The organism is Lysobacter sp. 2RAF19 (assembly GCF_052115395.1).
In the GTDB taxonomy this organism is placed as follows: Bacteria; Pseudomonadota; Gammaproteobacteria; order Xanthomonadales; family Xanthomonadaceae; genus Noviluteimonas.
Genome location: NZ_JBFRGO010000001.1, coordinates 1243286 through 1270102 on the forward strand (window position 1 = coordinate 1243286; position 26817 = coordinate 1270102).

18 protein-coding genes are annotated in these 26817 nt (G+C 67.9%); 9 read left to right on the forward strand and 9 right to left on the reverse strand.

What is annotated here, in order from left to right; translation table 11 throughout:
* Positions 1-45 precede the first annotated feature (45 nt).
* Entirely contained in the window at positions 46-2163 is a 2118-nt protein-coding gene (locus tag AB4059_RS06110) for a glycosyltransferase (protein WP_498977504.1), read from the forward strand.
* Here AB4059_RS06110 and AB4059_RS06115 read toward each other — a convergent pair.
* The 3 genes from AB4059_RS06115 to hrpA all read right to left on the reverse strand — a co-directional run bounded on the left by AB4059_RS06115 (position 2160) and on the right by hrpA (position 9834).
* Entirely contained in the window at positions 2160-3692 is a 1533-nt protein-coding gene (locus AB4059_RS06115; RefSeq protein WP_498977506.1) for a tetratricopeptide repeat protein, read from the reverse strand. The genes AB4059_RS06110 and AB4059_RS06115 overlap by 4 nt on opposite strands.
* A 1-nt stretch (position 3693) precedes the next feature.
* On the reverse strand, positions 3694-5844 hold the full coding sequence (locus AB4059_RS06120) for a RelA/SpoT family protein (protein WP_498977508.1): 2151 nt from the start codon (positions 5842-5844) through the stop codon (positions 3694-3696).
* Positions 5845-5907: 63 nt separating this feature from the next.
* The gene (hrpA, locus tag AB4059_RS06125; RefSeq protein WP_498977510.1) at positions 5908-9834 is read right to left on the reverse strand and encodes an ATP-dependent RNA helicase HrpA; all 3927 of its coding nucleotides are present in this window, start codon (positions 9832-9834) and stop codon (positions 5908-5910) included.
* Between the two features lie 58 nt (positions 9835-9892).
* Between hrpA and AB4059_RS06130 the strand changes: the two genes are divergently transcribed.
* Both AB4059_RS06130 and recQ read left to right on the forward strand, forming a co-directional pair.
* Positions 9893-10420 (forward strand): Dps family protein, encoded by a 528-nt coding sequence (locus tag AB4059_RS06130; RefSeq protein WP_498977512.1) that lies wholly within the window; start codon positions 9893-9895, stop codon positions 10418-10420.
* Positions 10421-10543: 123 nt separating this feature from the next.
* Positions 10544-12340 (forward strand): DNA helicase RecQ, encoded by a 1797-nt coding sequence (gene recQ, locus AB4059_RS06135; protein ID WP_498977514.1) that lies wholly within the window; start codon positions 10544-10546, stop codon positions 12338-12340.
* Positions 12341-12423: 83 nt separating this feature from the next.
* Here recQ and AB4059_RS06140 read toward each other — a convergent pair whose 3' ends face one another.
* On the reverse strand, positions 12424-12639 hold the full coding sequence (locus AB4059_RS06140) for a hypothetical protein (protein ID WP_498977516.1): 216 nt from the start codon (positions 12637-12639) through the stop codon (positions 12424-12426).
* Between the two features lie 240 nt (positions 12640-12879).
* On the opposite strand from AB4059_RS06140, the gene AB4059_RS06145 reads away from it, so the two are divergent.
* Entirely contained in the window at positions 12880-13710 is an 831-nt protein-coding gene (locus AB4059_RS06145; protein ID WP_498977518.1) for an alpha/beta hydrolase-fold protein, read from the forward strand.
* Here AB4059_RS06145 and AB4059_RS06150 read toward each other — a convergent pair.
* On the reverse strand, positions 13629-14162 hold the full coding sequence (locus tag AB4059_RS06150) for a hypothetical protein (protein ID WP_498977520.1): 534 nt from the start codon (positions 14160-14162) through the stop codon (positions 13629-13631). The genes AB4059_RS06145 and AB4059_RS06150 overlap by 82 nt on opposite strands.
* Before the next feature lie 147 nt (positions 14163-14309).
* On the opposite strand from AB4059_RS06150, the gene AB4059_RS06155 reads away from it, so the two are divergent.
* From AB4059_RS06155 to AB4059_RS06170, 4 genes are all read left to right on the forward strand, one after another.
* Positions 14310-15155, forward strand: a complete 846-nt coding sequence (locus AB4059_RS06155) for a UDP-2,3-diacylglucosamine diphosphatase (protein WP_498977522.1) — start codon at positions 14310-14312, stop codon at positions 15153-15155.
* A gap of 43 nt (positions 15156-15198) precedes the next feature.
* Positions 15199-16413 carry a glycosyltransferase gene (locus AB4059_RS06160; RefSeq protein WP_498977524.1) on the forward strand — a complete coding sequence of 405 codons (1215 nt, stop codon included), beginning with the start codon at positions 15199-15201 and terminating at the stop codon, positions 16411-16413.
* Positions 16410-16904, forward strand: a complete 495-nt coding sequence (locus tag AB4059_RS06165) for a hypothetical protein (RefSeq protein ID WP_498977526.1) — start codon at positions 16410-16412, stop codon at positions 16902-16904. Before AB4059_RS06160 ends, AB4059_RS06165 begins: the two co-directional genes overlap by 4 nt.
* Before the next feature lie 122 nt (positions 16905-17026).
* The gene (locus AB4059_RS06170; protein ID WP_498977528.1) at positions 17027-17713 is read left to right on the forward strand and encodes a hypothetical protein; all 687 of its coding nucleotides are present in this window, start codon (positions 17027-17029) and stop codon (positions 17711-17713) included.
* Here AB4059_RS06170 and AB4059_RS06175 read toward each other — a convergent pair whose 3' ends face one another.
* Together AB4059_RS06175 and galE are read right to left on the reverse strand one after the other, a co-directional pair.
* Complete coding sequence (locus AB4059_RS06175; protein WP_498977530.1) at positions 17714-19735, reverse strand: PAS domain-containing sensor histidine kinase; 2022 nt, start codon at positions 19733-19735, stop codon at positions 17714-17716. It abuts the gene before it with no gap.
* 74 nt (positions 19736-19809) lie between these two features.
* Entirely contained in the window at positions 19810-20784 is a 975-nt protein-coding gene (gene galE / locus AB4059_RS06180; RefSeq protein WP_498977532.1) for a UDP-glucose 4-epimerase GalE, read from the reverse strand.
* Positions 20785-20861: 77 nt separating this feature from the next.
* Here galE and AB4059_RS06185 point away from each other — a divergent pair, with 77 nt between their 5' ends.
* Positions 20862-22706 (forward strand): RpoH suppressor, encoded by a 1845-nt coding sequence (locus AB4059_RS06185; protein WP_498977534.1) that lies wholly within the window; start codon positions 20862-20864, stop codon positions 22704-22706.
* A 7-nt stretch (positions 22707-22713) separates the two neighbouring features.
* Here AB4059_RS06185 and AB4059_RS06190 read toward each other — a convergent pair whose 3' ends face one another.
* Positions 22714-25059, reverse strand: a complete 2346-nt coding sequence (locus AB4059_RS06190; protein ID WP_498977536.1) for a type IV pilus modification PilV family protein — start codon at positions 25057-25059, stop codon at positions 22714-22716.
* A 12-nt stretch (positions 25060-25071) separates the two neighbouring features.
* Positions 25072-26802 (reverse strand): hypothetical protein, encoded by a 1731-nt coding sequence (locus AB4059_RS06195; protein ID WP_498977538.1) that lies wholly within the window; start codon positions 26800-26802, stop codon positions 25072-25074.
* Positions 26803-26817 lie beyond the last annotated feature (15 nt).

Sequence of the window (26817 nt, forward strand, 5' to 3'; positions counted from 1 at the left end):
CGCCCCGTGGCCCCACCCCTTTTCTTCAGCCGGAGTTGTGCTGGCATGTCGATGACCCCGGCCGATGCGCGCTTCTTCCTGCGACGGGCGCTCGGGCTGGCCACGCGCGGGCTGGCGAGCCTGCGCACGCGCGGTTGGTCGGCGACGCTGGCGCAGGCGCGGTTGCGGTTCGCGCGTGCGCCGTCCGTGGATCGAACGCAGCTGTATCGGCCGCAGGCCACGCCCTTCGCCCCCTTCGCCTTGCCCGACACGCTGCAGGTCGCAGGCCCCGCGCCGCGCGCGAGCATCGTGATCCCCGTGTACGGCCAGTTCGCGCGCACCCTCGCGTGCCTGCGCGCATTGGCGGCGCATCCGCCGGCCGGGCACGCCGAGGTGATCGTCGTCGACGATGGTTCGACCGACGAAACGCCCGACGCCCTGCCCCACGTCGAAGGCCTGCGCTATCACCGGCGCGCCGAGAACGGCGGGTTCATCGCGGCCTGCAACGACGGTGCCTCGCTCGCGCGCGGCGATTACGTGGTCTTCCTCAACAACGACACGATCCCGCAGCCCGGCTGGCTGGATGCCTTGCTGCGCACCTTCGACGAACACGCGGACGTCGGCCTGGTCGGCGCGCAACTGCGCTATCCCGATGGGCGCCTGCAGGAAGCCGGCGGCGTCGTGTTTTCCGACGGCAGCGCCTGGAATTACGGCCGCCGTGCGTCTCCCGAAGATTGCCGTTACGCCTACGTGCGCGATTGCGATTACGCCAGCGGCGCGGCGATCGCGTTGCCGCGCATGCTGTTCGCCGAACTCGGTGGCTTCGCGCACGCCTACGCGCCGGCGTATTACGAAGACACCGACCTGGCCTTCGCCGTGCGTGCGCGCGGTTTGCGCGTGCTCTACCAGCCCGACGCGGTGGTCGTGCACGACGAAGGCGGCACCGCGGGCACCGATGTCAATGTCGGCCCCAAGGCGGCGCAGGTGCGCAACCAGGCCAAGTTCGAAGCGCGCTGGCGCGATGCGCTCGCCGCGCACGCCGCACCCGGCACGATCCCCACCCCCGCCGTGCTGCATGCGCGCACGCCGCAGGTGCTCATCGTCGATGCGCTGACGCCGCATCCGGACCACGACTCGGGGTCGCTGCGGCTGGTGAACCTGATGCGCTTGCTGCGCGAAGAAGGCGCGCATGTCGTCTTCCTCCCGGCCAATCGCGCGAACGACGGTGCCGCCACGCACGCGCTGCAGCAACTGGGCGTGGAATGTTGGCATGCGCCGTTCGCGCCGCGCGCGCCGGCCTGGTTCCGCGAACATGGGCCGCGTTTGGACACGATCGTGCTCAGCCGCCATTACGTCGCCGCCGAATTCCTGCCGCTCGTGCGCCGCCATGCGCCGCAGGCGCGCGTGGTCTTCGATACGGTCGACCTGCATTACCTGCGCGAAGCGCGCGGCGCGGAACTGGCGAACGACGCCGCCCAACGCCGCATGGCGCTGCGCACGCGCGCGCTGGAACTGGACGTGATCGCGCGCAGCGACGCCACGCTGGTGGTGAGCGAGGTCGAGCGCAAACTGCTCGCCATCGACGCACCGGGCGCGCAAGTCGACATCCTGTCGAACCTGCACCAGGTCGCAGGCCTCGGCCAACCCTTCGCGCAGCGCCAGGACCTCGTATTCGTCGGCGGTTTCCGCCATCCGCCGAATGTCGATGCGGTGCGCTGGTTCGTCGAAGCGATCTTCCCCGCGGTGCGCGCGCGCCTACCGCAGGTGCGCTTCCACTGCATCGGCAGCCACGCGCCGGACGCGATCCGCGCGCTCGGCAAGGTCGACGGTGTGATCGTGCACGGCCACGTGCCCGACATCGATCCCTTCATGCGCGGCGCGCGCATCGCGATCGCGCCGCTGCGTTTCGGCGCCGGCGTGAAGGGCAAGGTCAACCTGAGCATGGCGCACGGGCAACCGGTGGTCGCCACCTCGTGCGCGGTGGAAGGCATGCATCTGTGCGCGGGCGAAGACGTGCTGGTCGCCGATGAAGCGCAGGCCTTCGCCGATGCGATCGTCCGCCTGTACGAAGACGAAGCCTTGTGGACGCACCTGCGCGACAACGCGCTGGTGAATGTCGAGCGACACTTTTCGCTCGACGCGGGGCGCGCGGTCGTGCGGCGGGTGCTGCTCAACAAGCCTTAACGGCGCGACGCCAGGCGCAGGCGCTCGGCGAAGGCGTCGATTCCTTCGGCATTCGGATCCAACGCACGCGCGGACATCAACGCGCGTTGCGCAGTCGTGATTTCCCCTGCGCCAAGGCGTTCCTGGCCCACCGCGATCCAACGCATCGCAAGGCGGTTGTGGTCCTGCAACACGCTCGCGCGGTCGTCGCCGAGCTGGTCGCGCGCGTCCAGGCAACCTTCGGCACGAACGAGGCGATTGGCGCGCAAGGCATCGTCGAAACAGGTGCGCGCCGCGGGCAGGAGACGCGCCTGCGCGGCTTTCACCGCCGGATCGTCCGGCGCGAGCGCGCGTGCGCGACGGATCTGGTCGTAGGCGCTGTCGCCCGGCGGCGTGAGCAGGTCGCCGCGCGCCTCGGATTCGGCGGCGCCGGCGAGCAGGCGACGCACTTCGGCGATGCGGCCCGGCGTCGACGCGCGCAGCGGCAATCGTTCGCCGCGGGCGCGCGATTGCGCCAGATGGCGTTCGGCTTCGGCGATCGCCGGCGATTTCGGATCGATCACGCGCGCCAGGTCCAGCGCGCGCTGGGCTTCGTCGAAATCGAAATCCGACGCGGCGCGCTGGCTGCGCTTGGCCCAGGCCTGCGCGAGGCGCGCGAGATTGTCGCGGGCCTGCGCATCGTTGGGATCCAGCGCGAGCGCCGCGCGATAGGCGTCTGTCGCGGCGTCGAGTTGCTTGCCGCGCAAGGCGATGTCGCCGCGCGCGCGCTGTGCATCGCGCGCTTGCGTCAGCGCGGCCTGCGCATCGGGCAAGCCGACATGGCCCGGGTCGAATTCCCGCACGCGCGCCACCAACGTCGCCGCCTGGTCGAACTCGCCGCGCGACAAGTGCGCCTGCGCCTGCTGCAACAGTTGCGACAAGGCGTCTTCGCGCCCTTCCAGTGCGGTGTTGTTCGCCGGCTGCAGCGTCAGCACTTCCTTGTACAGCGGCAGCGCGGCCTTCGGGTCGCCGTCGAGATGACCGGCCTGCCGCGCCTTGTCCGCGTCGGCGAGCAACGTATCGATGGCGACCAGGTCCACTTCCTGCTGGCGCAGGCGGTCTTCGATGCGAACGACCTGCGCGTCGGGGACCGCGAGTTCGCGCGCGAGCCGCAAGGCCAGGTGCGCTTCCTGGAAGCGCCGCGCGTCGGTGGCCTTGTCGGCCTTGGCCAACGCGACTTCGCCGACGCGCTGCAGGCCCGCGCGCGCTTCGTCGCGATCGGAATCCATCGCGAGCGCGGCGGCGTACAACTCGCGCGCGCCGGTGCCGTCGGGTGCGGTGAGTTTGCCGGCCTGCAAGGCGCGCGCTGCCGCATCGAGCGTCTGCTGGTATTGCGCCTCGGGATAGACCTTGTCGGACATCGGTTGCCGGAACGCGACGATCAACACCACCAGCCCGAGCACGGCGACCGCGCCGATCTCCACGCGCCGGCGCAACGCGGGCGGCCAACGCCGCATCCAGTCGAACAGGCGCAGGCGGAGCGGATCGCGACGGAGCGGCACGCGGGGCATGTCAGGTCGCACGCCGCGCGTCTTCCACGCCGGGCACGGACGACAGCTTGCCGAGCAGCGAGGACAGTTGACCGAAATCGGAAACGCGCAGCCGCAGGTTGATGCGCACGCGGCCCGTGCCGCGTTCGGGATCGCCGGAAATCGACGCGACGTGCGCGTTCTCCTGCGCGATCAGGTTGGTCAGGTCCTTCAGCAGCCACTTGCGATCCAGCGCGAGCAGCACGACATCGACATCGTGCCCGCCACCCACGCCGCCCCATTCGACAGGGATCGCGCGTTGCGGTTGTGCCGCGGCGAGACGTTCGTAGGTCGCGCAACCGGCGCGATGCACCGAAATGCCCTTGCCGCGCGTGAGGTAACCGACGATGGGTTCGCCTGGCAGCGGCTGGCAGCAGCGCGCCGGTTGCGCGAGCAGGTTGCCGACACCGGCGATGGTGAAGTCCGACCGGCCCTTCTTCGCCGGTGCGCGCGAGACGACGGGCGATGGGACGGATTCGGGTTCGGCGAGCGCACGCTCGTGTTCGAGCAACGCGCGACCGACCTGGTGCGGGCCGACGTCGCCCAATGCGACGAGCACGACGAGCTCGTCCTCGTTCGAGACATTGAAGCGCGACAACACCGGCGTCAGGTCGGCTTTGGCCAGGCCCAGACGCTTGAGTTCCTTGTCGAGCAGTTCGCGCCCGGCGAGCAGGTTGCGCGCGCGATCGAGCTTGTGGAACCAGCTGCGCACCTTCTCGCGCGAACGTGGGCTCGCGAGGAAACCGTTGGATTGCACGAGCCAGTCGCGCCGCGGCTCGGCGACCTTGCCGGTGAGGATCTCGACGCGATCGCCGCTGTGCAACACGTGGTCGAGCGGCACGATGCGGCCGTCGACCTTCGCTCCGCGCGTGCGATGGCCGACGTCGGTGTGCAGGCGGTAAGCGAAATCGATCGGGGTCGCGCCCTGCGGCAAGTCGATGACTTCGCCGCGCGGCGTGAGCACGTAGACACGATCCTCGACCAGCTCGCTGTCGAGCTCGCGCAGCAGGTTGGCCTCTTCGCCCGGCGTGCCTTCCAGCAACTGCCGCATCCACGCGATGCGCTTTTCCATCGCGGCGTCGGCGCCCTTGCTGGTCGCGCGGCCTTCCTTGTACTTCCAGTGCGCGGCGACGCCGAGCTCGGCCTGCGCATGCATCTGGTGCGTGCGGATCTGCACTTCGAGCGTCTTGCCTTCCGGCCCGATCACCGCGGTGTGCAGCGAGCGATAGTCGTTGCGCTTGGGGCGCGCGATGTAATCGTCGAACTCGTCCGGCACCGGCAGCCACAGCGCATGCACGACGCCGAGCACGGCGTAGCAGGCGGGCACGTCGTCGACGAGCACGCGCAATGCGCGCAGGTCGTAGAGCTCGCCGATGGGCGCGTTCTTCTTCTGCATCTTTCGCCAGATGCTGTAGATGTGCTTCGGGCGGCCGGCGACTTCGCCGCGGATGCCCGATGCATCGAGCGCTTCGCGCAGCGTGTCCTTGACCGTTTCGATGTAACGCTCGCGGCCGCTGCGCTTGTCGTCGAGCAGGCGCGCGATCTGCTGGTAGGTCTGCGGCTCCAGGTACCGGAACGCGAGGTCTTCCAGCTCCCACTTCAACTGCCAGATGCCCAGGCGGTTGGCGAGCGGCGCGTGGATGTCGCGCGTGAGTTGCGCGAGCGCGCGTTGTTGGTCCGGCGGCGCGTTGGCGGCCAGGCGCAGGCGTGCGAGGTGGCGCGAGAGCAGCACCAGCACCACGCGCAGGTCGCGCACGATCGCCAGCAACAGCCGGCGCAGGCCTTCGCTGTTGCCGTGGCCGCGTTGTTCGGCGTGCAGCGCCCACACCTGCACGGCGGCGCGCTGGCCTTCGAGCAGCGCGACGATCTGCGGATGGTCCTTGTCCAGGCGCGGGCGCAACTGCGCTTCCACCGCCGGCAACGCGCGCAACACCGCGGCGGCCGTGACGTCGCCGTCGGCGCCGAGTTTGGCGAGCGAAGCGAGCGTATCGGCGAGCACCGCCGGCGGATCGGGCGCTTGTGCGAACGGATCGCCGTCCACCTGCAGCATCGCGTCGCGCAGGGGTTGCGGGATGGCATCGGCCGGCGGCAGCGCCAGCAAAGCGGGCAATGTGAGGGGGGTGAGCTTGCTCAAGGGTTCGAATCCTGCGACAGCCCTACAGTACCGCGCCCCGTGCGAAGGGCGCGGGAGCGCCGTTCAGTCACCGCGAAGACGCGCCAGCCGCGCCGCGAGCCGCTTGGGCGAGACCCCCGCGCGCGCGCCGAGTTCCTGCGCGAACAGCGACACCCGCAATTCCTCCAGGTCCCAGCGCAAGGCCTGCCACTCCGGATCCAGCGCCGCATCGGCGCCGGCGCCGGCCAGCGCATCGGCGAAGGGCTTGAGTTCGAGCATGCGCGCCTGGTCGCGGGCGGGATCGCGGAGGGCCCGCTCGCTGCGCAGGACCAGCGCGCGCAGGTAGCGCGGGTAGTCGGCGAGCGCGGCGGCCGGCACGTCGCGCAGGAATCCCGGCGGCACCAGCGCGGCCAACTGGCGCCGCATGTCGTCCAGGTTGCCGCTCGCCCAGCCCACCAGCTTGCTGTCCAGGCCCGCGCGGACGTCGGCGACGAGGCCGAGGATCGTTTCGGCTTGGCGCAGGCGCGCGGTCGCTTCGGGGAACAGCCCCTTGGCGATCGCCTCGCGACGCGCATCGAAAGCGGCGGTGTCGCGCACGTGCTCCAGATCATCGGCCGCGAGCGCATCGAAGGCGCCTTCGATGAGATCGGCGCGCAGGCGATCGGAATCGTTGCCGGACAGATCGCGCGGGGCGGCCGATTCGATGGCCGCGTACAACAGCGCGAGTTTCGGCTGGATCGGCAGTTGCTTGCGCGCCTGCTTCAATTTGTCCGCAAGTTCCAGGCGCAGCAGGCGGCGCACGCCCTGCGGATGGCGGCGATCGGCTTCGGCGCGGCTCGCATGCACGGTGAGCGCGACCGATTCGCCGCGATCTTCCAGTGCCGGATACGCAGGAACGCCACCGGCGCCGGGAACCGAAGGCGGAATCGGCTGTTCGGGGAAATGCACGAGGCCCTGTTGCGCCAGCCCTTCCGCGGCGCGCGCGGCGAAGGCGGCCTGCGCACGGGCGCCGAAGCGGGTGCGCAAGTCGGCCAGGTCGCGGGATTCGGCGAGGACCGGCGCGTCCCTGCCCTGCTTCACGACATCGAGCAGGCGCAGGTTCGCATGCAGGTGCGAATCGATCGAGGTCGGATCGAATTCCGTCGCCGATATCGCCACGCCCGTGAGCTTGTGCAGGAAGCGCGCCAGCTCGCCTTCGATCGCATCGCCCGTCGGTTGCGGGAACGCTTCGGCGAAGGCGCGCGCGAAATCCGGCGCCGGCACGAAGTTGCGCCGCAAGGCCTTCGGCAAGGACTTGATCAGCGCGCTCGCCTTGTCGGCGACGAAGCCCGGCGCGAGCCAGGACAGTCGCGCGGCATCGAGCGCATTGAGCAAATGCAGCGGCACCACGACCGTCATGCCGTCATCGGGCGCGCCGGGTTCGAAGCGGTAACGCACCGCCAGGCGCGCGTCGCCGATCGGGAAATACGGGGGAAACCGCGTCGCATCGCTTTCGTCGCCGACCATCAGGTCGGATAGCGACCACTCCAGCGAGGCCTTCTGCTCCTTCGACAGACGCGCATACCAGGCATCCAGCGCCTGCGCGTTGTGCACGTGCGGCGGCAGGCGATCCAGATACCACTGCGCCTGCCACTCTTCATCGACGACCAGGCCGGTGCGCCGTTGCTTGGCTTCTTCTTCCTTCGCCTTCGCGAGCATCGCCAGGTTGCGCGGCAGGAACGCGGCGCGCGTGTTGATTTCGCCCGTCATCAGCGCATCGCGCGCGAAAATCTGCCGCGACTCTTCGGGGAACAACGCGCCGTAATGGATCGGCCGCTTGGGCGCGAGTACCAGGCCGAACAGGGAAATCTGTTCGCTGCCGACCACGCGCCCCTGCGAGCGCGCCCAACGCGGATCGTGCTGGCGGCGCGCGAGCAGATGCGGCAAAGCCTCGATCGCCCATTCCGGTTCAATCGTGCCGTTGGTCAGCGACCACACGCGCTCGGTATCGAGCAGCGTCGCCGACAACACCCACGGCGGCGGTTTCTTCGCCAGGGGCGAGCCCGGGAACAGTTGGAATTTGCGCCCGCGCGGGCCGTCGTAGATGTTGCGGTCGCCGCGGTTGCCGACCTGCGTCGGCAAGCCCGTCAACAGGGCGCGATGCAGATCCGCGTACGGCGCGTCGGCGTCGTTCTGTTGCCACCCCAGTTCATCGCACAGCAACTTCAACTGGCGATGCAGTTCGCGCCACTCGCGCAGGCGCAGGAAGCCGAGGAAATGCTTCTCCGCCCACTGGCGCAGTTTCGATTGCGTGAGGTCTTCGTGCGCCTGCCGATAGGCATCCCACAATTTGACGATGCCGACGAACTCGGATTTGGCGTCGGCGAATTCCGCATGCGCAGTGTCGGCCGCGCCGCGTTGGTCGACCGGACGTTCGCGCGGATCCTGGATGCCGAGGAAGGCAGCGATCGCCAACATCTCGCGCAGACAACCGCGTTCGTTGGCGGCGATGAGCATGCGCGCGAGCTTCACGTCGACGGGCAGGCGCGCCATCGTGCGGCCGATGGGCGTGAGCTTGCGCAAGCCCTTGTCGCCTTCCTCGATCGCGCCCAGTTCCTGCAATTGCTGCCAGCCGTCGGCGACTGCGCGCGGCTCGGGCGGTTCGAGGAACGGGAAGTCTTCGATGCGCCCCAGGCCGAGCGACAACATGCGCAGGATCACGCCTGCCAACGCCGCGCGACGGATCTCCGGATCGGTGAAGCGCGGGCGCGATTCGAAATCCGCTTCCGCGTAAAGGCGATAACACGTGCCGGGCGCGATGCGTCCGCAGCGGCCCTTGCGCTGGTCGGCGCTGGCCTGGCTGATCGGTTCGATGTGCAGGCGATCGAGTTTCTGCCGCGGGCTGTAGCGCTTGACGCGCGCAAGGCCCGGGTCGACGACCGCGTGGATGCGCGGCACCGTCAACGAGGTCTCGGCGACGTTGGTCGCGAGCACGATGCGACGCTTCGGCCCGGGATTGAACACGCGATCCTGGTCCTTCGCCGACAGCCGCGCGTAGAGCGGAAGGATTTCCGTATGGCGATATTTGCGCCGCTCCAGCGCGAGGTGCGCATCGCGGATTTCGCGCTCGCCCGGCAGGAAGATCAGCGTGTCGCCCATCGGGTGATCGCGCGCGATCTCGTCGCACGCACCGACGATGCCGTCGAGCACGGTGCGATCGCCCGCGTCCCCGCCCTCGCCTTCGATCGGCCGCCAGCGCACGTCGACCGGATACCCGCGGCCCTCGACGCTGACTACCGGCGCGTCGTTGAAATGCGCGGAGAACCGCTCGGTGTCGATCGTCGCCGAGGTGACGATGATCTTCAGGTCCTTGCGGCGTTCGAGCAGCTGCTTGAGGTAGCCCAACAGGAAATCGATGTTGAGGCTGCGTTCGTGCGCTTCGTCGACGATGATCGTGTCGTAGGCCGACAGCCACCGATCGGACTGGATTTCGGCGAGCAGGATGCCGTCGGTCATGAACTTGACCGCGGTCTGCTCGGAGACGTTGTCGGTGAAGCGCACCTGGTAGCCGACCGCGCCGCCCATCGGCACCTTCAGCTCCTCGGCGACGCGACGCGCCACCGCGCGCGCGGCGATGCGGCGCGGCTGCGTGCAGCCGATCATCCCCGCGGCGCCGCGACCGGCGGCCAGGCACAACTTCGGCAACTGCGTGGTCTTGCCCGAGCCGGTTTCGCCGGCGATCACGACCACCGGATGGCGACGGATCAGTTCGACGATGCGATCGGCTTCGGCGGCGATGGGGAGCGTGTCGTCCACGGCCGCCTGCGGCAACCGGGCGGCGCGGAGCTCGCGCGCTTCCACCGAGCGGGCCAGCGCGGTGGCGAACGCGTCGCGCGCGGCCGCATCGCCGGGCTTGGCGTTCCAGCGGTTCCACAGCCCCAGCAGGCGGCCGCGATCCTTCGACAACCCGCCGTCGATCGCCCGCCTGCCCTGCGATGACGCGCCCTTTGCACCGGTATCCATACACTCCAAGACCTTTCACCCGCCCCACTATTGTGATCGCAACCCGACGCAAAGGAGCACCAAGCGCATGGCCACCCCCGCCAAGAGCCTCAAAGAAGACCCGCAGGTCGGCGGCAACGCCCCCGACATCGACATCGGGATCAGCACCGAGGACCGCAAGAAGATCTCCGAATCCCTGATGGTGTCGCTGGCAGACGCCTTCACGCTGTACCTGAAGACCCACAATTTCCATTTCAACATCACGGGCGAGATGTTCAACAGCCTGCACACGATGTTCGAGACCCAATACAACGAGCAGTGGATGGCCTTCGACGAGATCGCCGAACGCATCCGCGCCCTGGGCTACAACGTGCCGGCCTCCTATGATGATTTCCAGCGCCTGACCAGCATCAAACCGGGCACGAAGGTCGAACACACCGACTGGCGGGAAATGGTGCGACAGCTGGTGGTGGGCAACGAAGCGGTCGCGCGCGCGCACCGCAAATCGCTGGAGATCGCCGACAAGGCCGGCGACGACCCGACCGTCGACATGCTCACGCAGCGCCTGAAGGTGCATGAGAAGAATGCGTGGATGCTGCGCGCGTTGCTGCAGTAAAAGAAGCGGGGAATAGGGAATAGGGGAATAGGGAATGGAGGAACCGCCATTCCCCATTCCCCATTCCCGCTTTTGCCGACAACTCGGCGCCATCGTACTTGACGCCGCTGCTACCCTTGAACGATGCAGCGCGCCCTCGACACCCTCCGCCACGTTTTCGGTTACGACGCCTTCCGCGGCGTGCAGGGCGAGATCGTCGGGCATGTGGCCGACGGCGGCGACGCGCTGGTCCTCATGCCCACCGGCGGCGGCAAGTCGCTGTGCTACCAGTTGCCTGCCCTGCTGCGGCAGGGCACGGCGATCGTGGTCTCGCCGCTGATCGCGCTGATGCAGGACCAGGTGGAAGCCCTCCGGCAGTTGGGGGTAAAGGCCGCCTTCCTCAACTCCTCGCTCGATGCCGGTCAAGCGCTGTCGGTCGAGCGCGCGTTCGCAGACGGCGAGCTCGATCTGCTCTACGTCGCGCCCGAGCGCCTGCTGACGCCGCGGTTCCTGTCGTTGATGGAACGCGCGCATATCGCGCTGTTCGCGATCGACGAGGCGCATTGCGTTTCCCAATGGGGCCACGATTTCCGGCCGGAGTACCGGCAACTCACGCTGCTGCACGCACGCTGGCCGGACGTGCCGCGCATCGCGCTGACCGCCACCGCCGACGCCCCCACGCGCCGCGAGATCGTCGAGCGTTTGAAGCTGGAGGACGCGCGCCAGTTCGTCAGCTCCTTCGATCGGCCCAACATCCGTTACACGGTCGTCGCCAAACAGGACAGCCTGCGGCAGCTCGTCGACTTCCTCGGCGCGCGGCGGCGCGAGTCGGGCATCGTGTACTGCCTCTCGCGCAAGAAGGTCGAGCAGACCGCGGAATTCCTCGTCGCACAGGGATTTTCCGCACTGCCCTATCACGCCGGGCTCGATGCGGAGAAACGCGCGGCGCACCAGCGGCGCTTCCTGCGCGAAGACGGCATCGTCATGTGCGCGACGATCGCCTTCGGCATGGGCATCGACAAACCCGATGTGCGTTACGTCGCGCACCTGGACTTGCCCAAATCGCTCGAAGGCTATTACCAGGAAACCGGCCGCGCCGGCCGCGACGGCGATCCGGCCGATGCCTGGATGGCCTACGGCCTGGGCGATGCGGTGTTGTTGCAGCGGATGATCGAGGAGTCCGAATCCGGCGAAGAGCGCAAGCGCCTGGAGCGCCGCAAGCTTGACGCGCTGATCGGCTATTGCGAATCCACCGCGTGCCGCCGGCAGACGCTACTGGCGTACTTCGGCGAACCGCATGCGGGCGAATGCGGCAACTGCGACAACTGCATCGCACCGCCGCGCAGCTGGGACGGCACCGTCGCCGCGCAAAAGGCCTTGTCGTGCGTGTATCGCACCGGACAGCGTTTCGGCGCCGCGCACGTCATCGACGTCCTGCGCGGTGCACAGACGCAGAAGGTGTTCCAGTTCGGGCACGAGAACGTGAGCACCTACGGCGTCGGCACCGAACTGGATGCGAAGCAGTGGCGTAGCGTGTTCCGGCAACTCGTCGCCGGCGGCTGGCTCGCGGTGGACGTCGAAGGCCACGGCGCACTGCGCCTGACCTCGGCGAGCGCGGGGCTGTTGAAAGGCGAAACGACGCTGACCTTGCGCGCGGAAACCGAGAAAGCGCCGAAGCGGCGCGAATCGAAGAATGTGGAGGTCGTCGCGGACCTGCCGGACGATGCGGCGCAACGTTTCGAAGCCTTGCGCGCCTGGCGCAGCAGCGTGGCGCGGGAACAAGGGGTCCCGGCGTACGTCATCTTCCATGACGCGACGTTGCGGCAGATTGCGTTGTCGGAGCCCGGGGATCTCGACGCATTGGCACGAGTCCAGGGCGTCGGGGTCGCGAAGTTGGAGCGTTATGGGCGGGAAGTACTCGAAGTACTCGTGCCCGAGTGAACGCACATACGACAACGGGAAGACCTTGCGGCCTTCCCGTCGTCAGCCCTGATCAAAGGCTGTTCATTGCGTTGCCGAATGCGTCAGCTCTTCTTGTTCTGGTCGCTGCGCGCCTGGTCGGTGGTGCTCTGGGTGCCGGACTTGCCGGAGCCGCCCTGCATGTCGCGGTCGGCGTCTTTCGGGTTGGCCTGGCGCTGTGCGCCCGAATCCTTGCCCATGCCCTGTTGACCGGCCTGCTGGCTCTTGTCCTGCGGGCTGCCCGGGTTCTGCTGCGTACGATCGTTCTGATTGTTGGCCATCGTGATTCTTCTCCGTCTGGTTACCAATGCTCCGGCGTGTGTTTCTCCGGCACGTACAGTCTGCAAATGGTTGCATGAGAAACATGTGATACATCCGCGCATTCAGGGCGCAATCGAACGTATTACTTCAACTGCGCGCTGAACATCGGCCGCTTGCACAAAACACAATGCGGGCTTTCACGTCGCACTGTGGCGCGCCGTGCGAGCGTCGCGCTCTCTCGCACGGCAAGGATGACCGCCATGTTGCGTCTGCTGCAGGCCGTGCTCGTCGCTGCACTGTTGTCCGCGTGCGTGGCGAAGGGAGATCCGTCGCAACCGATTCCGACGGCAACGATTCCCGCAACGAGCGGCAAGGCCGATCGTCTCGTCATCGTCCTGCCGGGTCGCGGCGACAACCTGCAGGCACTGCACGAGAGCGGCGTCGCCGACGCCATCCACCAGGCGTGGCCCGATGCGGATGTCGTGTTCGCCGAGCTCACGCTCGACTTCTATCGCGAAGGCGATGCGCCGAAGCGCTTGCGCACCGAAGTGATCGAACCGCTGCGCGCGCGTGGCTATCGCGAAGTGTGGATGGCGGGCGCTTCGATGGGCGGCATGGGCACGCTGATGTACGACGCGCAGTTCCCGGGCGAGCTCGACGGCATGATCTTGTTGGCGCCCTATCTCGGCGACTTCGACTTGCTGCTCGAGATCGATACCGCCGGTGGCATTCGGCGTTGGAACGGGGGCGCGCCGCAGGGATTCACCGCCCAAAGTTGGCAGCGCGATGTGTGGCGTTACATCAAGCAACTCGCCGACGATCCGGCACGCAGCCAACGCATCTGGCTGGCTTACGGCGATTCGGATCGGCTGCGCAAGGCGATGCCGCTGTTCGTGCCTGCATTGAACGCGCAACAGGTGTTCGTGCGCGATGGCGGCCACAACTGGCGCGTGTGGACACCCGCCGCGCTGGACATCCTGCACGCGATCGACGCGCAGCGCGCGACGGCTCACGCGGCGAGCGTGGGCAATCGCGGCAGGGCATCTTCCGGAACGACTTCGGAGAAGCGTGCGGAGACGCGTTCGCCGTAACTGGGCGGTGTCGAAGCCACCAGGTGGGCGAGCGCTTCCAGCAGGCGTTCGAGCAACAGTTCCGGATCGCTGGTGGACTGGATCGACAGACGTAGTTCCGCCGCAGTGGGCGAGCGTTGCAGTTGCAGCATGTCGATGAGGTACATCTTCGCGGCGGCCAGCGAGCGGCGCTTCGCAGGCGGCGCCGCCGGCGCAATCGGCGTTGCCGATGCGACCGGAGGTGCAGGCGCCATCGAAACGACGACGGGCGCGTTGTCCGCAGTGGCGAGGAACCCGTCGCGCACGAGGCGGTCGATCGACGCGACGCGCTCGCCCCCCAGCATCGCGATCAACTCCGCGCGCGTCCGCTTGCCGTCGGCGAGGATCAGGATCTGTCGGTCGCGCAGTTCCAACGCGCCGGACTTCCCCGCGCCCAGCGCATCGCGAGCCTTGTCGGTCTTGGACAATCGCATGGCATTCCCCCTGAGCCGCAGGAGGCTAGTGCGCGGATGTTTTGATTCGATGACAGCGCCGGTGTCATGCGTCCGACGCAACGATGTCACCTGCGTGTCTTCGAGCGGCAGCAGGCTGCGCGCAGTCGAACCACGACCGGAGTCCGCATGCGCACGCCCGCATCGTCCGTCGCCGTGCCCTTGCCGCCAACGCCGCGGCGGACCGCCTTCCTCTCCGACATGCACCTGGGCTCCAGGCACTGCCACGCGGCGGAGCTCGCGGCCTTCCTCGAAGCACTGCAATGCGAGCGGCTCTACCTGGTCGGCGACATCGTCGACCTGTGGTGGCTTTCGCATCGACGTGCGCACTGGCAGGCCTCGCACCAGCGCGTGATCGAAGCCCTGCATGCACTGCGCCGTGCGGGCACCGACATCGTCTACATCCCCGGCAACCACGACCGTCCGATGCGCCGCTTCTGCGGCCTGGCCTTGCCGGCGATGCGCGTGCGGCGGCGCGCGGTGCATGTGACTGCCGACGGGCGGCGGTTGCTCGTCGTCCACGGCGACGAATTCGACGCGCAGACGCAGTTCGGCAATCTGCAGGAACGCTTCGGTGATTGGCTGTATTACCGGATCCTCACCGGCAACCAGTGGCTCAATCGCGCGCGCCGTCGGCTCGGCATGCGCTACTGGTCGCTGTCGGAATTCCTCAAGCGCCGCAGCGATGCGGCCGAGCATTACATCGGGCGTTATCGCGCGGCCGGCCTGGCCGAAGCGCGCCGCCGCGGCCTCGACGGCATCGTGTGCGGTCACATCCATCGTGCCTCGCTCGAGGTGCGGCGCGGCCTGGTCTATGCCAACGACGGCGATTGGGTCGAATCGTTGACGGCGCTCGTGGAAGACCACGACGGCACGCTGCGCCTGCTCTCGCACACGCATGCCACGCTTGCGCGGATCGCGCCCCGGCCGGCCCTCTCGCCCACCCTGCCCTCCGCGCGGCGCCTCGCGGCCTGAGCCGGTCGCAAAAGTGTCACAGGCCTGCCATACCGTGGCCGGCATGGACATCCTGATATTGTCGGACGTGTACTTCCCGCGGATCAACGGCGTGTCGACGTCGATCCGCACCTTCGCCAAGGCGCTGGTCGCACTGGGCCATCGCGTCGTGCTCGTCGCGCCCGATTATGGCAACGCGCATCGCGAGGAACAGCAGATGCGCGATGCGGAGTTCGGGCCCGCATTCGAAGTGATCCGGTTGCCCGCGCGCACGATCTTCTTCGATCCCGAGGATCGCCTGATGAAAGGCCGGGCGTTGCGCGCTGCATTCGAACGCCTTGCGCACCGCCGATGGGACGTGGTGCACGTGCACACGCCGTTTCGCGCGCATGCCTTGGGCGTGCGCGTCGGGCGCGCGTGCAGTGCGCCGGTCGTGGAGACCTACCACACCTACTTCGAGGAATATGTCGCGCACTATCTGCCGTGGTGCCCGGCGCCGCTGACGCGCTTGCTCGCGCGCCGCCTGTCGCGCAAATTGTGCGGCGAGGTCGACCGGCTCATCGTTCCCACCGACGAGATGGCCGACGTGTTGCGCCGCTATGGCATCGAGACGCCGGCGACCGTGTTGCCGACCGGCATCGACCTGGCCGAATTCGCCGGCGGAGATCGCGCGACCTTCCGCGCACGACATGGGTTGAAGGACGTGCAACCGGTGCTCGCTACCGTGAGCCGCCTCGCCGTCGAGAAGAACATCGCCTTCCTGGTCGACGTCGTGCAGCATCTGCTGCCCGAATTTCCCACCCTGCGTTTCGTGATCGCCGGCGAAGGCCCCGATGCGCCACGCCTGCGTCGGCTGGTCCGCGAACGCGGGCTCGAGGGCAACGTCCTGTTCCTGGGGAACCTGGATCGCCGGACGACGCTGCTGGATTGTTATCGCGGCGCGGATGCCTTCGTGTTCGCTTCGCCCACCGAAACGCAAGGCCTGGTGCTGATCGAAGCGATGGCGCTCGGGGTGCCGATCGTTTCCACCGCGGTGATGGGGACGGCCACGGTGCTGCGCGGTGCTGCGTCGGCGTTGGTCGCGCCGGAGAATGTCGAGGGCTTCGCCGAGCAAGTCACGCGCGTGCTGCGCGATCCGGTGCTGCGCACCTTGCTCTCCGCCGCCGGCCCGCGCGATGCGCGCGCGTGGAGCCATGAGGCCTTGATGCAGCGCGTGCTCACTGTTTACGGCGCACCCAGTCCGGCGCCGACACCGCGCACCGCGGAGGAAATCGCATGATCACCCATCGCCGTTGGTTGCCGATGTTGTTGCTGCTCGCCGCTTGCGTCGCTTGGGCTGCAACGCCCTGGGTCGATCTCGAAAAGCGCTTCACCGCCGCGCAGTTGCACGCGACGGGCCTGGATCGGCTGACGCCAGAACAACTGGCACTGCTCAACCAATTGCTGCGCGACGACGCGCACGATGCCGCCGCCGCAGCGCCTGCACCCGTCGCCACGGTTCCCGCCGAAGGCGGCGAGCAACGCAAGTCGCTGTTCGGTTACGACGAAGGCGTGATCCTCACGCGCGTCGTCGGCACCCTGGCCGGGTGGGAACCGGGCACCGAGTTCACATTCGCCAACGGGCAGCGATGGAAAGTGCTCAAAGGGCATTACACCTTGCACAAGCCGCTCGAGAACCCGGAAGTAAAGATCGTGCCTGGGGCCGCGGGCCGCTGGTTCTTCCGCATCGACGACGACACGCCCGGCGCGCGCGTGTACCGGATCGACTGAGCGTCCAAGGGAATTCCTCGCTCGCGCGCGCTTCTTCCGCTCCAGGCCGCGGCGCACATCACCTAGCGACGCGCGGACACCGAATCCAAGCTGCGGACTCCGCCTTCCATCGGAGATTCGCAATGGCCCGCAAGACATTCCGCCGCCTCGTCGTCGCCGCGCTGGTCGGCATCGCATCGTTCGGTACGAACGCGATCGCGCAGGTCGCGGTCACGCCCGGCACTTACCTCGTCGACGCGGACAAGAAGATGGCGCCCGGCACCTCGTGGTGGGACGGATGCATGATCGTCGGCAGCAACGGGACGTCCACCATCCCCTCGCTCTATGTCTGGAACCCCGATGCGGCAGGCTGCGGGGCCTCCGGCAACGCGCAGGCGCTTTGGTCGATTTACCCGGTCACGTCGCTGTCGGGCAAGACCGCGCACGTCATCCGCAGCCAGGTCAACGGAATGTGCCTGATCCGTTCCGCGAATGGCCAGGCGCCGCAAGCTTCGTTGCACCTGTGGACGGATTCGCCGCTCAAGACCTTCTGCGGTTTCCTGACGGCCGATGCGTTGATCACCAATGGCCAGGGCGCGTGGGATTTCAGCGCGATGGTGCCGGTCGGTCCCTTCGGTGGTCTCGCCAACTATGCGGGCCGCCCGCGCATTTCGGTCGGCAGCAGGTCTTGGCTGGTGTTTTCGCCCGACCCCACCGAATGGCCGAGCCGCCATCCCGATCGTTCGCTCGCGACCTTCACCGACGATGCCGCACTCAGCGATCAGTGGATGATCGGCTTGACGCAGATCTCGAACGTGCTGCCCAACTGATCAGACCGCGGCGAGCCTCGGCGCGACGGGGAGATCCACCGGCAGGCACACGCGGAACCGCGCGCCCTTGCCCAGGCCCGGGCTCGTGGCCTTGATCGTGCCGCCGTGCTGTTGCACGAGGCTGCGCACCAGCGACAAACCGATGCCGAGGCCGCCTTCGTTGCGGTCCGGCGTCGGCTCGGCCTGCACGAAGAGGTTGAACACGCGCGGGAGCAGCGCCGCGTCCATGCCCACGCCGTCGTCCTCCACGTCGATGCACGCCAGGTGGTCGGCGACATGGACGCGCACGTCGATGTGGCCGCCGTCGGGCGTGTACTTCGCGGCGTTGACGAGCAGGTTGGCGAACACCTGCCGCATGCGCGCCGCATCGCCCATCACGCGCACCGGCCCTTCCGGCAGCGACACGCGCACGGCGTGGCGCTTGCGTTCGATCAAGGGCGCGACCTGCTCCAGCGCCTCGCGCACCGCTTGCGCCAGGTCCATCTCGCGCACGTCGAGCACCGCCTGCCCTTGCGTGACGCGCGAGACGTCGAGCAGGTCGTTGACCAGGTGCGTCATGTGTTCCACCTGGCGATGGATGATGTCGCTGGCGGCGAGCACGCGGTCCGGGTCGTCGGGCGACAGGCGCAGCAACGAGGCCGCGGTGGCGATCGGCGCGAGCGGGTTGCGCAGTTCATGCGCCAGCGTCGCGAGGAAGCGGTCCTTGCGCTGGTCGGCGTCGCGCAGGGAATACTCGCTGCGCTCCAGGGCTTCCTGCACGAGCTTCTGTTCGTGGATCTCGGTGCAGGTCCCCATCCAGCGCACGATCGCGCCGGTGGCATCGCGGATCGGCAGCGCGCGGCCCAGCGTCCAGCGATATTCGCCGCTGCGATGGCGCAGGCGATATTCGATTTCGTAGGGCTCGCCCGTCGCAAGGCTGTGGCGCCAGCGTTCCCATGCGCGCGGCTGGTCTTCGGGATGGAACATCCCGTTCCACGCCTCGCCGTCGGTCGAGCCTTCCGGCACGCCGGTGTAGTCGTACCACTGGCGGTTGTAGTAGTCGTGATAGCCGTCGGGCAACGTGGACCACACCATCTGCGGGATCATCTCGGCGATGGTGCGGAAGCGTTGTTCGCTTTCGCGCAGCGCGTCGAGCGCCGACTCGCGGTCGGTGACGTCGTGGCCCTGCACGAAGACGGCGGCGGTCTGCCCGTCTTCGCCCACGATGGGCTGGTAGACGAAATCCACGTAGCGCGGATGCAGCTCGCCGGCGCTGGAGGCCAGGCGCACCTCCATGCCGCGGCCGACGAAACGCCGTTTGGTATCCCGTACCTGGTCCAGGAGGTTGAAGTAACCCTGGTCGATGATCTCCGGCAGGACATCGCGCAGCTTGCGACCGATGAGATCGCTGCGGCCGATGAGTTCCTCGTACGCGGGATTCGCGATTTCGAACACGTACTCCGGGCCGGACAGCACCGCCATGAAGCCCGGCGCCTGCGCGAACAACGACATCAGGTGGCGGCCCTGCGCAGCCAGGGCGCTGTTCGCATCCTGCACCGCGCGTGCGCGCGAGACCACGCCCTGCCACATCTGTTCGGGCGTGGCGCCCTGGCGTTGGCGCACCGCCTCGAGTTCGACCCGGTTGCGTTCGACGTCGGTGACATCGGTCGTGTGCTGCAACACCGCCTGCACGCGGCCGCTGTCGTCGAACACCGGCGTATGCGTCGCGCTCCAGTAGCGCTCTTCCACGTGCCGGCCGTCCGGCGCTTCGCGCTCGATGGTGTACGGCACCAGCGCCAGCATGTCGGGACGCCCGGTTTCGAACACGCGCAGCATCGAACGCCGCACCGCATCGCTTTCCGAATGGCCCGCATCGTCGACCTCGCCCGGGAAGGCATCGAAGACACGCCGCCCGAGCAGCGCCTGCGTCGTGGTGCTCAGGAGCGTCGCGTAGGCCTCGTTGACCGCGACATAGCGCAACTCTCGGTCCACCACCATGTAGGGGTTGGGCGAGTGGCGAAAGAGGGCTTCGAAGTCGAGCACGTGCGCTCCGGCGCCGTCGCAGGTCGGGAAGGCCGGGATTGTGAAGAAGGCGCCGTCATGGCGCCTTCACGCGCTCAGAAGCGCGGGTCGCGGTGCCAGCGCAGCGCCGTTTCGAGGATGGGCTCGAGGCGGTCGTAGGTCGGCACCCAGCCCAGCGCCGCGCGCGCCTTGTCGCTCGCGGCGACCAGCACCGCGGGGTCGCCGGGGCGGCGGGGCTCGATCGAGAACGGGATCGTGCGGCCGCTCACGGCTTCGGCCGCGGCGATCACTTCGCGCACCGAGAAGCCACGGCCGTTGCCGAGGTTGAAGGCATGCGCGCCGGGATGCGCGTCGAGGAAGGCGAGCGCGCGCAGGTGCGCCTCGGCCAGATCGTCGACGTGCACGTAATCGCGGACACAGGTGCCATCGGGCGTCGCGTAGTCCTCGCCGAAGACCTTGAGCGCCGGACCGCTGCCGAGCGCGGCGCGCAGCACGTTGGGGATCAGGTGCGTTTCGGGCGAATGCGATTCGCCGATCGTCGCCTCCGGGCTCGCACCGGCCGCGTTGAAGTAACGCAGCGCGACCGAACGCAGGCCGTAGGCGCCGGCCGCGTCGGCCAGGATGCGTTCGACCATCAACTTGCTGGCGCCGTAGGGATTGATCGGCTGCGTCGGATGCGCTTCGTCGATGCGATCGCCGGTGGGATGGCCGAACACCGCCGCGGTCGAGGAGAACACGAGCCGCTGCACGCCATGATGGCGCATCGCCTCCAGCAGGTTCAGCGTGCCGGTCACGTTCGCCGCGTAATAGGCGTAGGGATCGGCGACCGATTCGCCGACGAGCGAACGCGCGCAGAAATGCATCACCGCATCGAAGGTCCGGCCTTCGAACGCACGCGCGAGCGATGCCGGTTGCAGGACGTCGGCTTCAACCAACTCGCCCCACTGCACCGCTTCCCGATGCCCGGTGGAGAGATTGTCCAGCACGGTGACGCGATGGTCGCGCAGGGCGAGCCAGCGGGCCATGTGGCTGCCGATATAACCCGCTCCGCCGCAGATCAGGATATGCATGGCGTGGGAGCATGACCCGTTGCATCGGCGCGCCGCAAGGGCCAAGGTCGTCCCATCGCACCGGCATGGAGCACGCGATGAAGTACTGCGACCTGGTGATGAAGGGCGGGATCACGAGCGGCATCGTGTATCCCAATGCGGTCCTGGCCCTGGCCCGGGAGTTCCGCTTCAAGAGTGTCGGCGGGACGTCGGCCGGCGCCATCGCGGCAGCGGTCACCGCCGCGGCGGCCTGCGGCGATCGGCGCAAGGCCGATGGCGCGGCCGGCGCCGATGCGCAGGGCATGGGCTTCGACGGCCTGGCGGACGTGGCCGCGCAATTGACGACGCAAGGCTTCATCGCGCGCCTGTTCCAACCTGCGTGGGGCGCGCGCAATGCGTATCGCGCGCTGGTATGCGCGACGGGCACGGCGCCGCGCTGGAAGAAGATCGCCGCGGTCGTCGGCGCGGTCCTGGCGACGGCACCGTTGGAATTCGCGCTCGTGTTTGGATTGTTGCTTGCGCTTGGGTATTGGCTCGCGCACTCAGGCGGCGTGCTCGCGATGGTGCTGCCGTCCTTGTTCTGCGCGTACGCGGCCGCGGCGATTTCCGCGGCCTTGCGCGTGGCGCGCGTGATGCGCGGGAATCTGTTCGGCCTGTGCAACGGCATGTCCGCGAACGCGCAGCCGGCGCTCATCGAATGGCTGCATGCGGTCCTGCAACGCCTCTCCGGTCAAGCCCGCAATGCGCCCCTCACCTTCGCCGACCTGTGCAACGCGCCGCGTTTCACGGGCGAACCGACGACGCCCGACGCCATCGTGCTGCGCATGATCACCACCAGCATCTCGCATCGCGAACCACGCACGCTGCCCTTCCGCGACGTGCGCTTCTGGTTCCTGCGCGAAGAGTTCGATCGCCTGTTCCCGAAGGACGTCGTCGACTGGATGGTCGCCAATGGCGGCACGCCGGAACAGGTCGAAGGCAAGACGTATTACCCGCTCCCGGCCGACGACCAACTTCCCGTGCTCGTCGCAACGCGCATGAGCCTGAGTTTTCCCTTCCTCGTGAGCGCCGTACCGCTGCATGAGCCGGCGCGTCATGCCGCGGCCGAACCCGAAGTCGAGCGCGCGCAAGCCACGCCCGCGCAATCGCAGGCCGACACCACCGACCAGCTCGCCATCGGCGGCGCGCACACGGCGTCGCATATCGCCGCGATGCGCCCGGTGTGGTTCTCCGATGGCGGCATCAGCAGCAATTTCCCGATCCATCTGTTCGATGCCGCGTTGCCCTTGTGGCCGACCTTCGCGATCGACCTGGTCTACCCCGGCGTCGACGACACGCGCACCGATGCGGTCTTCCTGCCCGAACGCAACGCGCAAGGTTGGCAACGCACGTATCAGCGGCTCGGCGACGGCAACGCCGCGGGCGACGTCGCGGGGTTCGGCTTCGGCATCGTGGCGACCATGCAGAACTGGCGCGACCTGCTCCTCGCGCGCGCACCAGGACAACGCGACCGCATCGTGCACATCGCGCTGCAGGGCGACGAAGGCGGCCTGAACCTCGACATGCCGCAGGCCGTGCTCGAACGCATCGCGGCCAAGGGCACCGCGGCCGGCGAACGCTTCAACACGTTCTCCTTCGAGAACCACTACTGGATCCGCTGGCGCAACCTCGCCTCCGGCCTGCAGCGCTATACGCGCCAGGTCGCGCGCACGCACGACCCCGCACTGCGCGTCCCCGATTACGCCGCCGCGTACGCGCTGCCCGAATCGCCCGACAGCGAACCGCCGTCGTATGCGTTCACCGACTATTTCCAGCGCAACGAGTCGGCGCGGTTGCTGCACCAGCTCGTGCACCAGGGCGAAACCTGGGGCGACATGCAACCCGACCTGACGCAAGGCGCGCCCCGGCCCTTGCCGCAGATGACGATCACGCCGATCTACTGACGCCCGATCACTGCAGCCACGGCTTGTTCCAAGTCGGATTGAGGATCTTGTTGCCGCCGCCGTTGGTCGAGCACGTTGCGATCGTCGCGTAGGTGGGGCTGCCGGCCTGCTCGGTGAATCCGATCATCACCAGGCCACCCTGTGCGATCGCGGTGAAACTCACGCTCGTCGTCTCGCTCGTCTTGTTGTCGTTGGTGGGCGCGCCGATGATCCCGTTGATGCCGCCCAGGGTCGCCGTCGACAACACATAGTTGCGGAAGGTGGGCACCGCGATCGTGTCGGTGACCGTGCGGCCGCCGCACACGCCGGTGATGCTGCGGTTGGTCGTCGTCTCGAGCCAGTAATTCGAGAACAGGATCGCGCCCGCCTGCGGCAAGGCATTGCCCGCCGACAACACGCAGTGATGGTCTGTCCCCGCCGGCTTCAGGCATTCCTTGTTGACGTCCGTGGACACCGTCGCGAAGACGAAGGGATTGCCGCCACCCCCGGTCACGCGCACATCGAAGGTACCGCCCGTGCTCCCGCCGACCTGGAAGGCCTGCGCGTCGGACCACACTTCGCTGTTGTCGTTGGGATCCACGCCGCCCAGATTCGGCAGCGAGGCATTGATCGCCACGCCCGAGCTCGAGCGCCGCATCTCACCCGTGTTGTTCGCCGTGCCGGCGGTCTTGCCGATGGTGCGGCTGCCGGAAGGCTGCAACGGATTGCTCGCCAACAGATTCCCGCTGTTGACGGTGATCACCGCGGCATTGCTGGCGGTCCACTTCGCGATCTCGGTCAGGTTGACCGTCGTGAAGGGCAGGAAGGGCATCACGCATTCTTCGGCCGGCGTGCCGCTCGGGCACTCCCCGTCGGCGGCGGTGTCCTGCAACGCCTTGCCGAGCCGGTCGCGCGCATCCTGTTCGAGATAGTCGACGTACAGGCCGCGCCCGTGCAGGTAGCGATAGTCGGTGTTGGAGGCCGTGGCGATGTTCACCGTCGGCGCGTTGAAGAGCAGGTCGTTGTTGAACGTGGCCTGCGCATCCGAGGGCGCCGACGACGAGCTCGCGTTGTACCCGGACAGGAAGCTCTTCACGAAGTTGGTGTAGCGCGTCACCGCGGCGTTCGTCGGCAAGCCGCTCTTGGCCGCGACGCTACCGGCCGGCTGCGTTTCGAGCAGGCCGAACTGCCGCGCATACAGGTCCGAGGCGGTCCGCCAGAAGCCATCCACGCGCACCAGTCGGCACGAATCGACATACGTGCCGTTGTTGGTGTTGTTGACGGCGACCAGCACGTTCGAATTGTTGAGGTCGTACTTGGAGACGGAGTTGTCGTTGCGCTCCGGATCGAAGCGCACTTGCGTGCTGTTGCCCGTGTCGTGGTGGTCGCGGCAGCATTCCTGGCACAGGTCGCTTTGCGTCACGCCCGACTTCATGCCCGAAGCCTTCGACTGTCCCGGCGCTGCGGGATTGCCGGCCGGCTGCGTCACCGCGTAGCCCTCGCCTGTCCACACCGCCGGCCACAGGGCCGTGCGGTAGATCGCCGGAAGATTGTTGCCGCCCGCGCCGTACTTGCAGCTGCACTTGACCACTTCCTGGTCGAAGCGCTTCTGGATCGTGACGCCGTCGCCGAAGCCCGGCGGCGAATAGTTCAGCACCGTGTAGCGCGTGCCGACCACGATCTGGTTGTTCCTGGAACCGACCAGTTCCGGGCTCGGGTTGCTCGTGGCGCTGTTGGATTGATCGTTGAGCGCGATCGGGATGACGCCGTTCGTCGCGGGGCTCGTGGTCCGCACGATCGGCCCGCCGACGCCGACGGCGTCCAGCGGATCGGGCGGAATGACGACGTTGCTGGTCAGCGTCATCGAACTGACGTCGGAGACCAACTGCATGTCGTGGCGCACGTTGCCGGCGTCGGTCCACCATGCATTCAAAGCGACGCGCTTGAACTGCGCGACCCTGGGGTCCTGTGCGTTCGGCGCGGGCGCGGGCGTGGCGAAGGATCCCGAGCCGTACCACGTCGTGACCGTTTGCTGCGTGTCCAGGCGGCCCAGGCCGGATTCCACGCGCGCGCAGTCGAGCCAATCGGTGTTGTCGGGCGACGCCGTATCGCAATCGCTGGCGGGCACGCCGTCCTGGCTGACGACGGCCGCCTGCGTCCCTTCGGGCGCGAGGCTGCCGTAACTCCCGCTGCGCAACGCATCCATGCGCGCCGACAACATCGCCGCAACACGTGCACGCACCTTCGCATCGGCCGACGAACGCGTCAGGCTGCCCTGCAATGCCGCCAGCGCGAGCAGTCCGACAGTGAGCACGACGATGGCGACCAGCACTTCGAGGAGGCTGAACCCGCCGCTGCGGCGATGGAGGATCATGGTGCGTTCTCCTCAGTACGACTCGCGGTCGGTCCACGCGCCCGGGAGGGTCGCGTACACCATGCCCGCTTGTTCGACGATGCCCTGGATGACATTGCCGTCGTAGATCACCGCCGCGGTGCCGTTGACCTTCATCTGGCCCTGCACGACGAGGGCGCCGTAGATCGCGGAGTTCGCGTTCATCTGCACCATGCAATTGCTGGGGCAGGAACCGGACAGGCTGCTGCCGGTCGCGGGGCGGAGCGGCGAACCGGTATCCCGGACGAAGACGAACCCCCAGACGATCCCGTGGATCGTCACCGGCCCGTCGAGGATCAGGAACACCGGCGCATCCGGCGTGCCGACTTCGCCGGAGATGTCGCAATCGGTCTGGCACCAGATGATGCCCTTGCTCGACGTCGCCGACAGCAACGCGCTCGTCCCCGCCTGCAGCGTGCGCACCAGGTTCTGGTGCGCGAGCGTCGGGATCACCTTGTCGGCGATCTTGTACAGATACGCCTCGTCCGGCGGCACGGTCGCGATCACGCCGTTGTCGGGGTTCTGGTACAGCACCGAGGCCGCCTTGGTTTCGGCGAAGCAGTCCAGGTTGTTGTCGACCCAGGCTTTCACGCCGAACACGTAACGGAACATGTCGGGCGGGAATTCGCAGGTGGGATAGGACAGCGAATCGGACCGCACGTTGTAGTTCGCGCCGACCTGGCCCGCGGCGGCATAGGCCGTGTTGGAATTGGTGCCGGTGTCGACGTCGAGGATGTCGATGCCCTCGCAATCGGTGAAGGTGCCGCCCGAACACCGGTCGTTGCCGCTGGCGTCGTAGCTCAGCGTGGCCGGTGCGCCGCTGGCGTCGCACTTGCAGTCGTCGCAGCGGATCGTGTGCTGGTAGATCGACGGCGTGTGGCTTCCCTGTGTGTAGCGGAAGAATTCATCGGCATAGCAGGTGTTGGGCGTGCCGTGCTTGTCGATGTCCAGGCGGCTCCACACCGAGACTGGAACGCCGGTGCCGCCTGCGTTCGGGTTGGTGACGACCTGCAGGTTGCCGGTCACGTCGACTGCGCCGGAGGCCATGATCGGCGGCGTGCGCACGATCTCGTCGCCGAGCTTCGGATACTGGCCGACGGTCTGGACGAGCGTGCTGTTGGTGTTTTCGCCGGGCAAGCGCGCGACGCTGACGAAGGTGGCGATCGCCACGCTGGTGGCGCCGACGCCGCCGCAGGGAATCGGGGATGTCTCGGTCGCGGGCTGTTGCGCGAAGCACACGACCGGTGCCACGCCATAAGCGACGCCCTGCCCGTTCGCCATCGACGCGATCTTCGAGGACGTCGGCATGCGCAACATGTATTGCGACAACGCGCTGTCGATGTTGCCGATGGTGTTGGTGGTGTCGGCTTTCAGTCGGTACATCGAGCCGCGGCGGGAGAACTCGGTGCCGTTGACGTCGAACCGGTTGTCGGGGACCGCGCCGCAGGGGAAGGTCGTGTCGGCCGCGTCGCATTTCTCCCAGAGCCCGGCGTTGGTGAGCATGTCCGGATGTTGCCGGATCAGGAATTCGAAGCCCTGCGCCAGGCCCGCCTCGGCCACTTCGCCTGCGACCTTCGAGCGCACGTCGTTGCCGGTGCTGTGCTGTTCGAACACGCCCACGCGCAGCGCGAAAATCGTCAACAGGCCCGCGAGCAACAACAGCACGAGCGCGATGAGCAGCACGGTGCCCGACTGGCGCGAACGCGAAAGACAGTGGGCACGCATGGCGGCCTCCGTGGT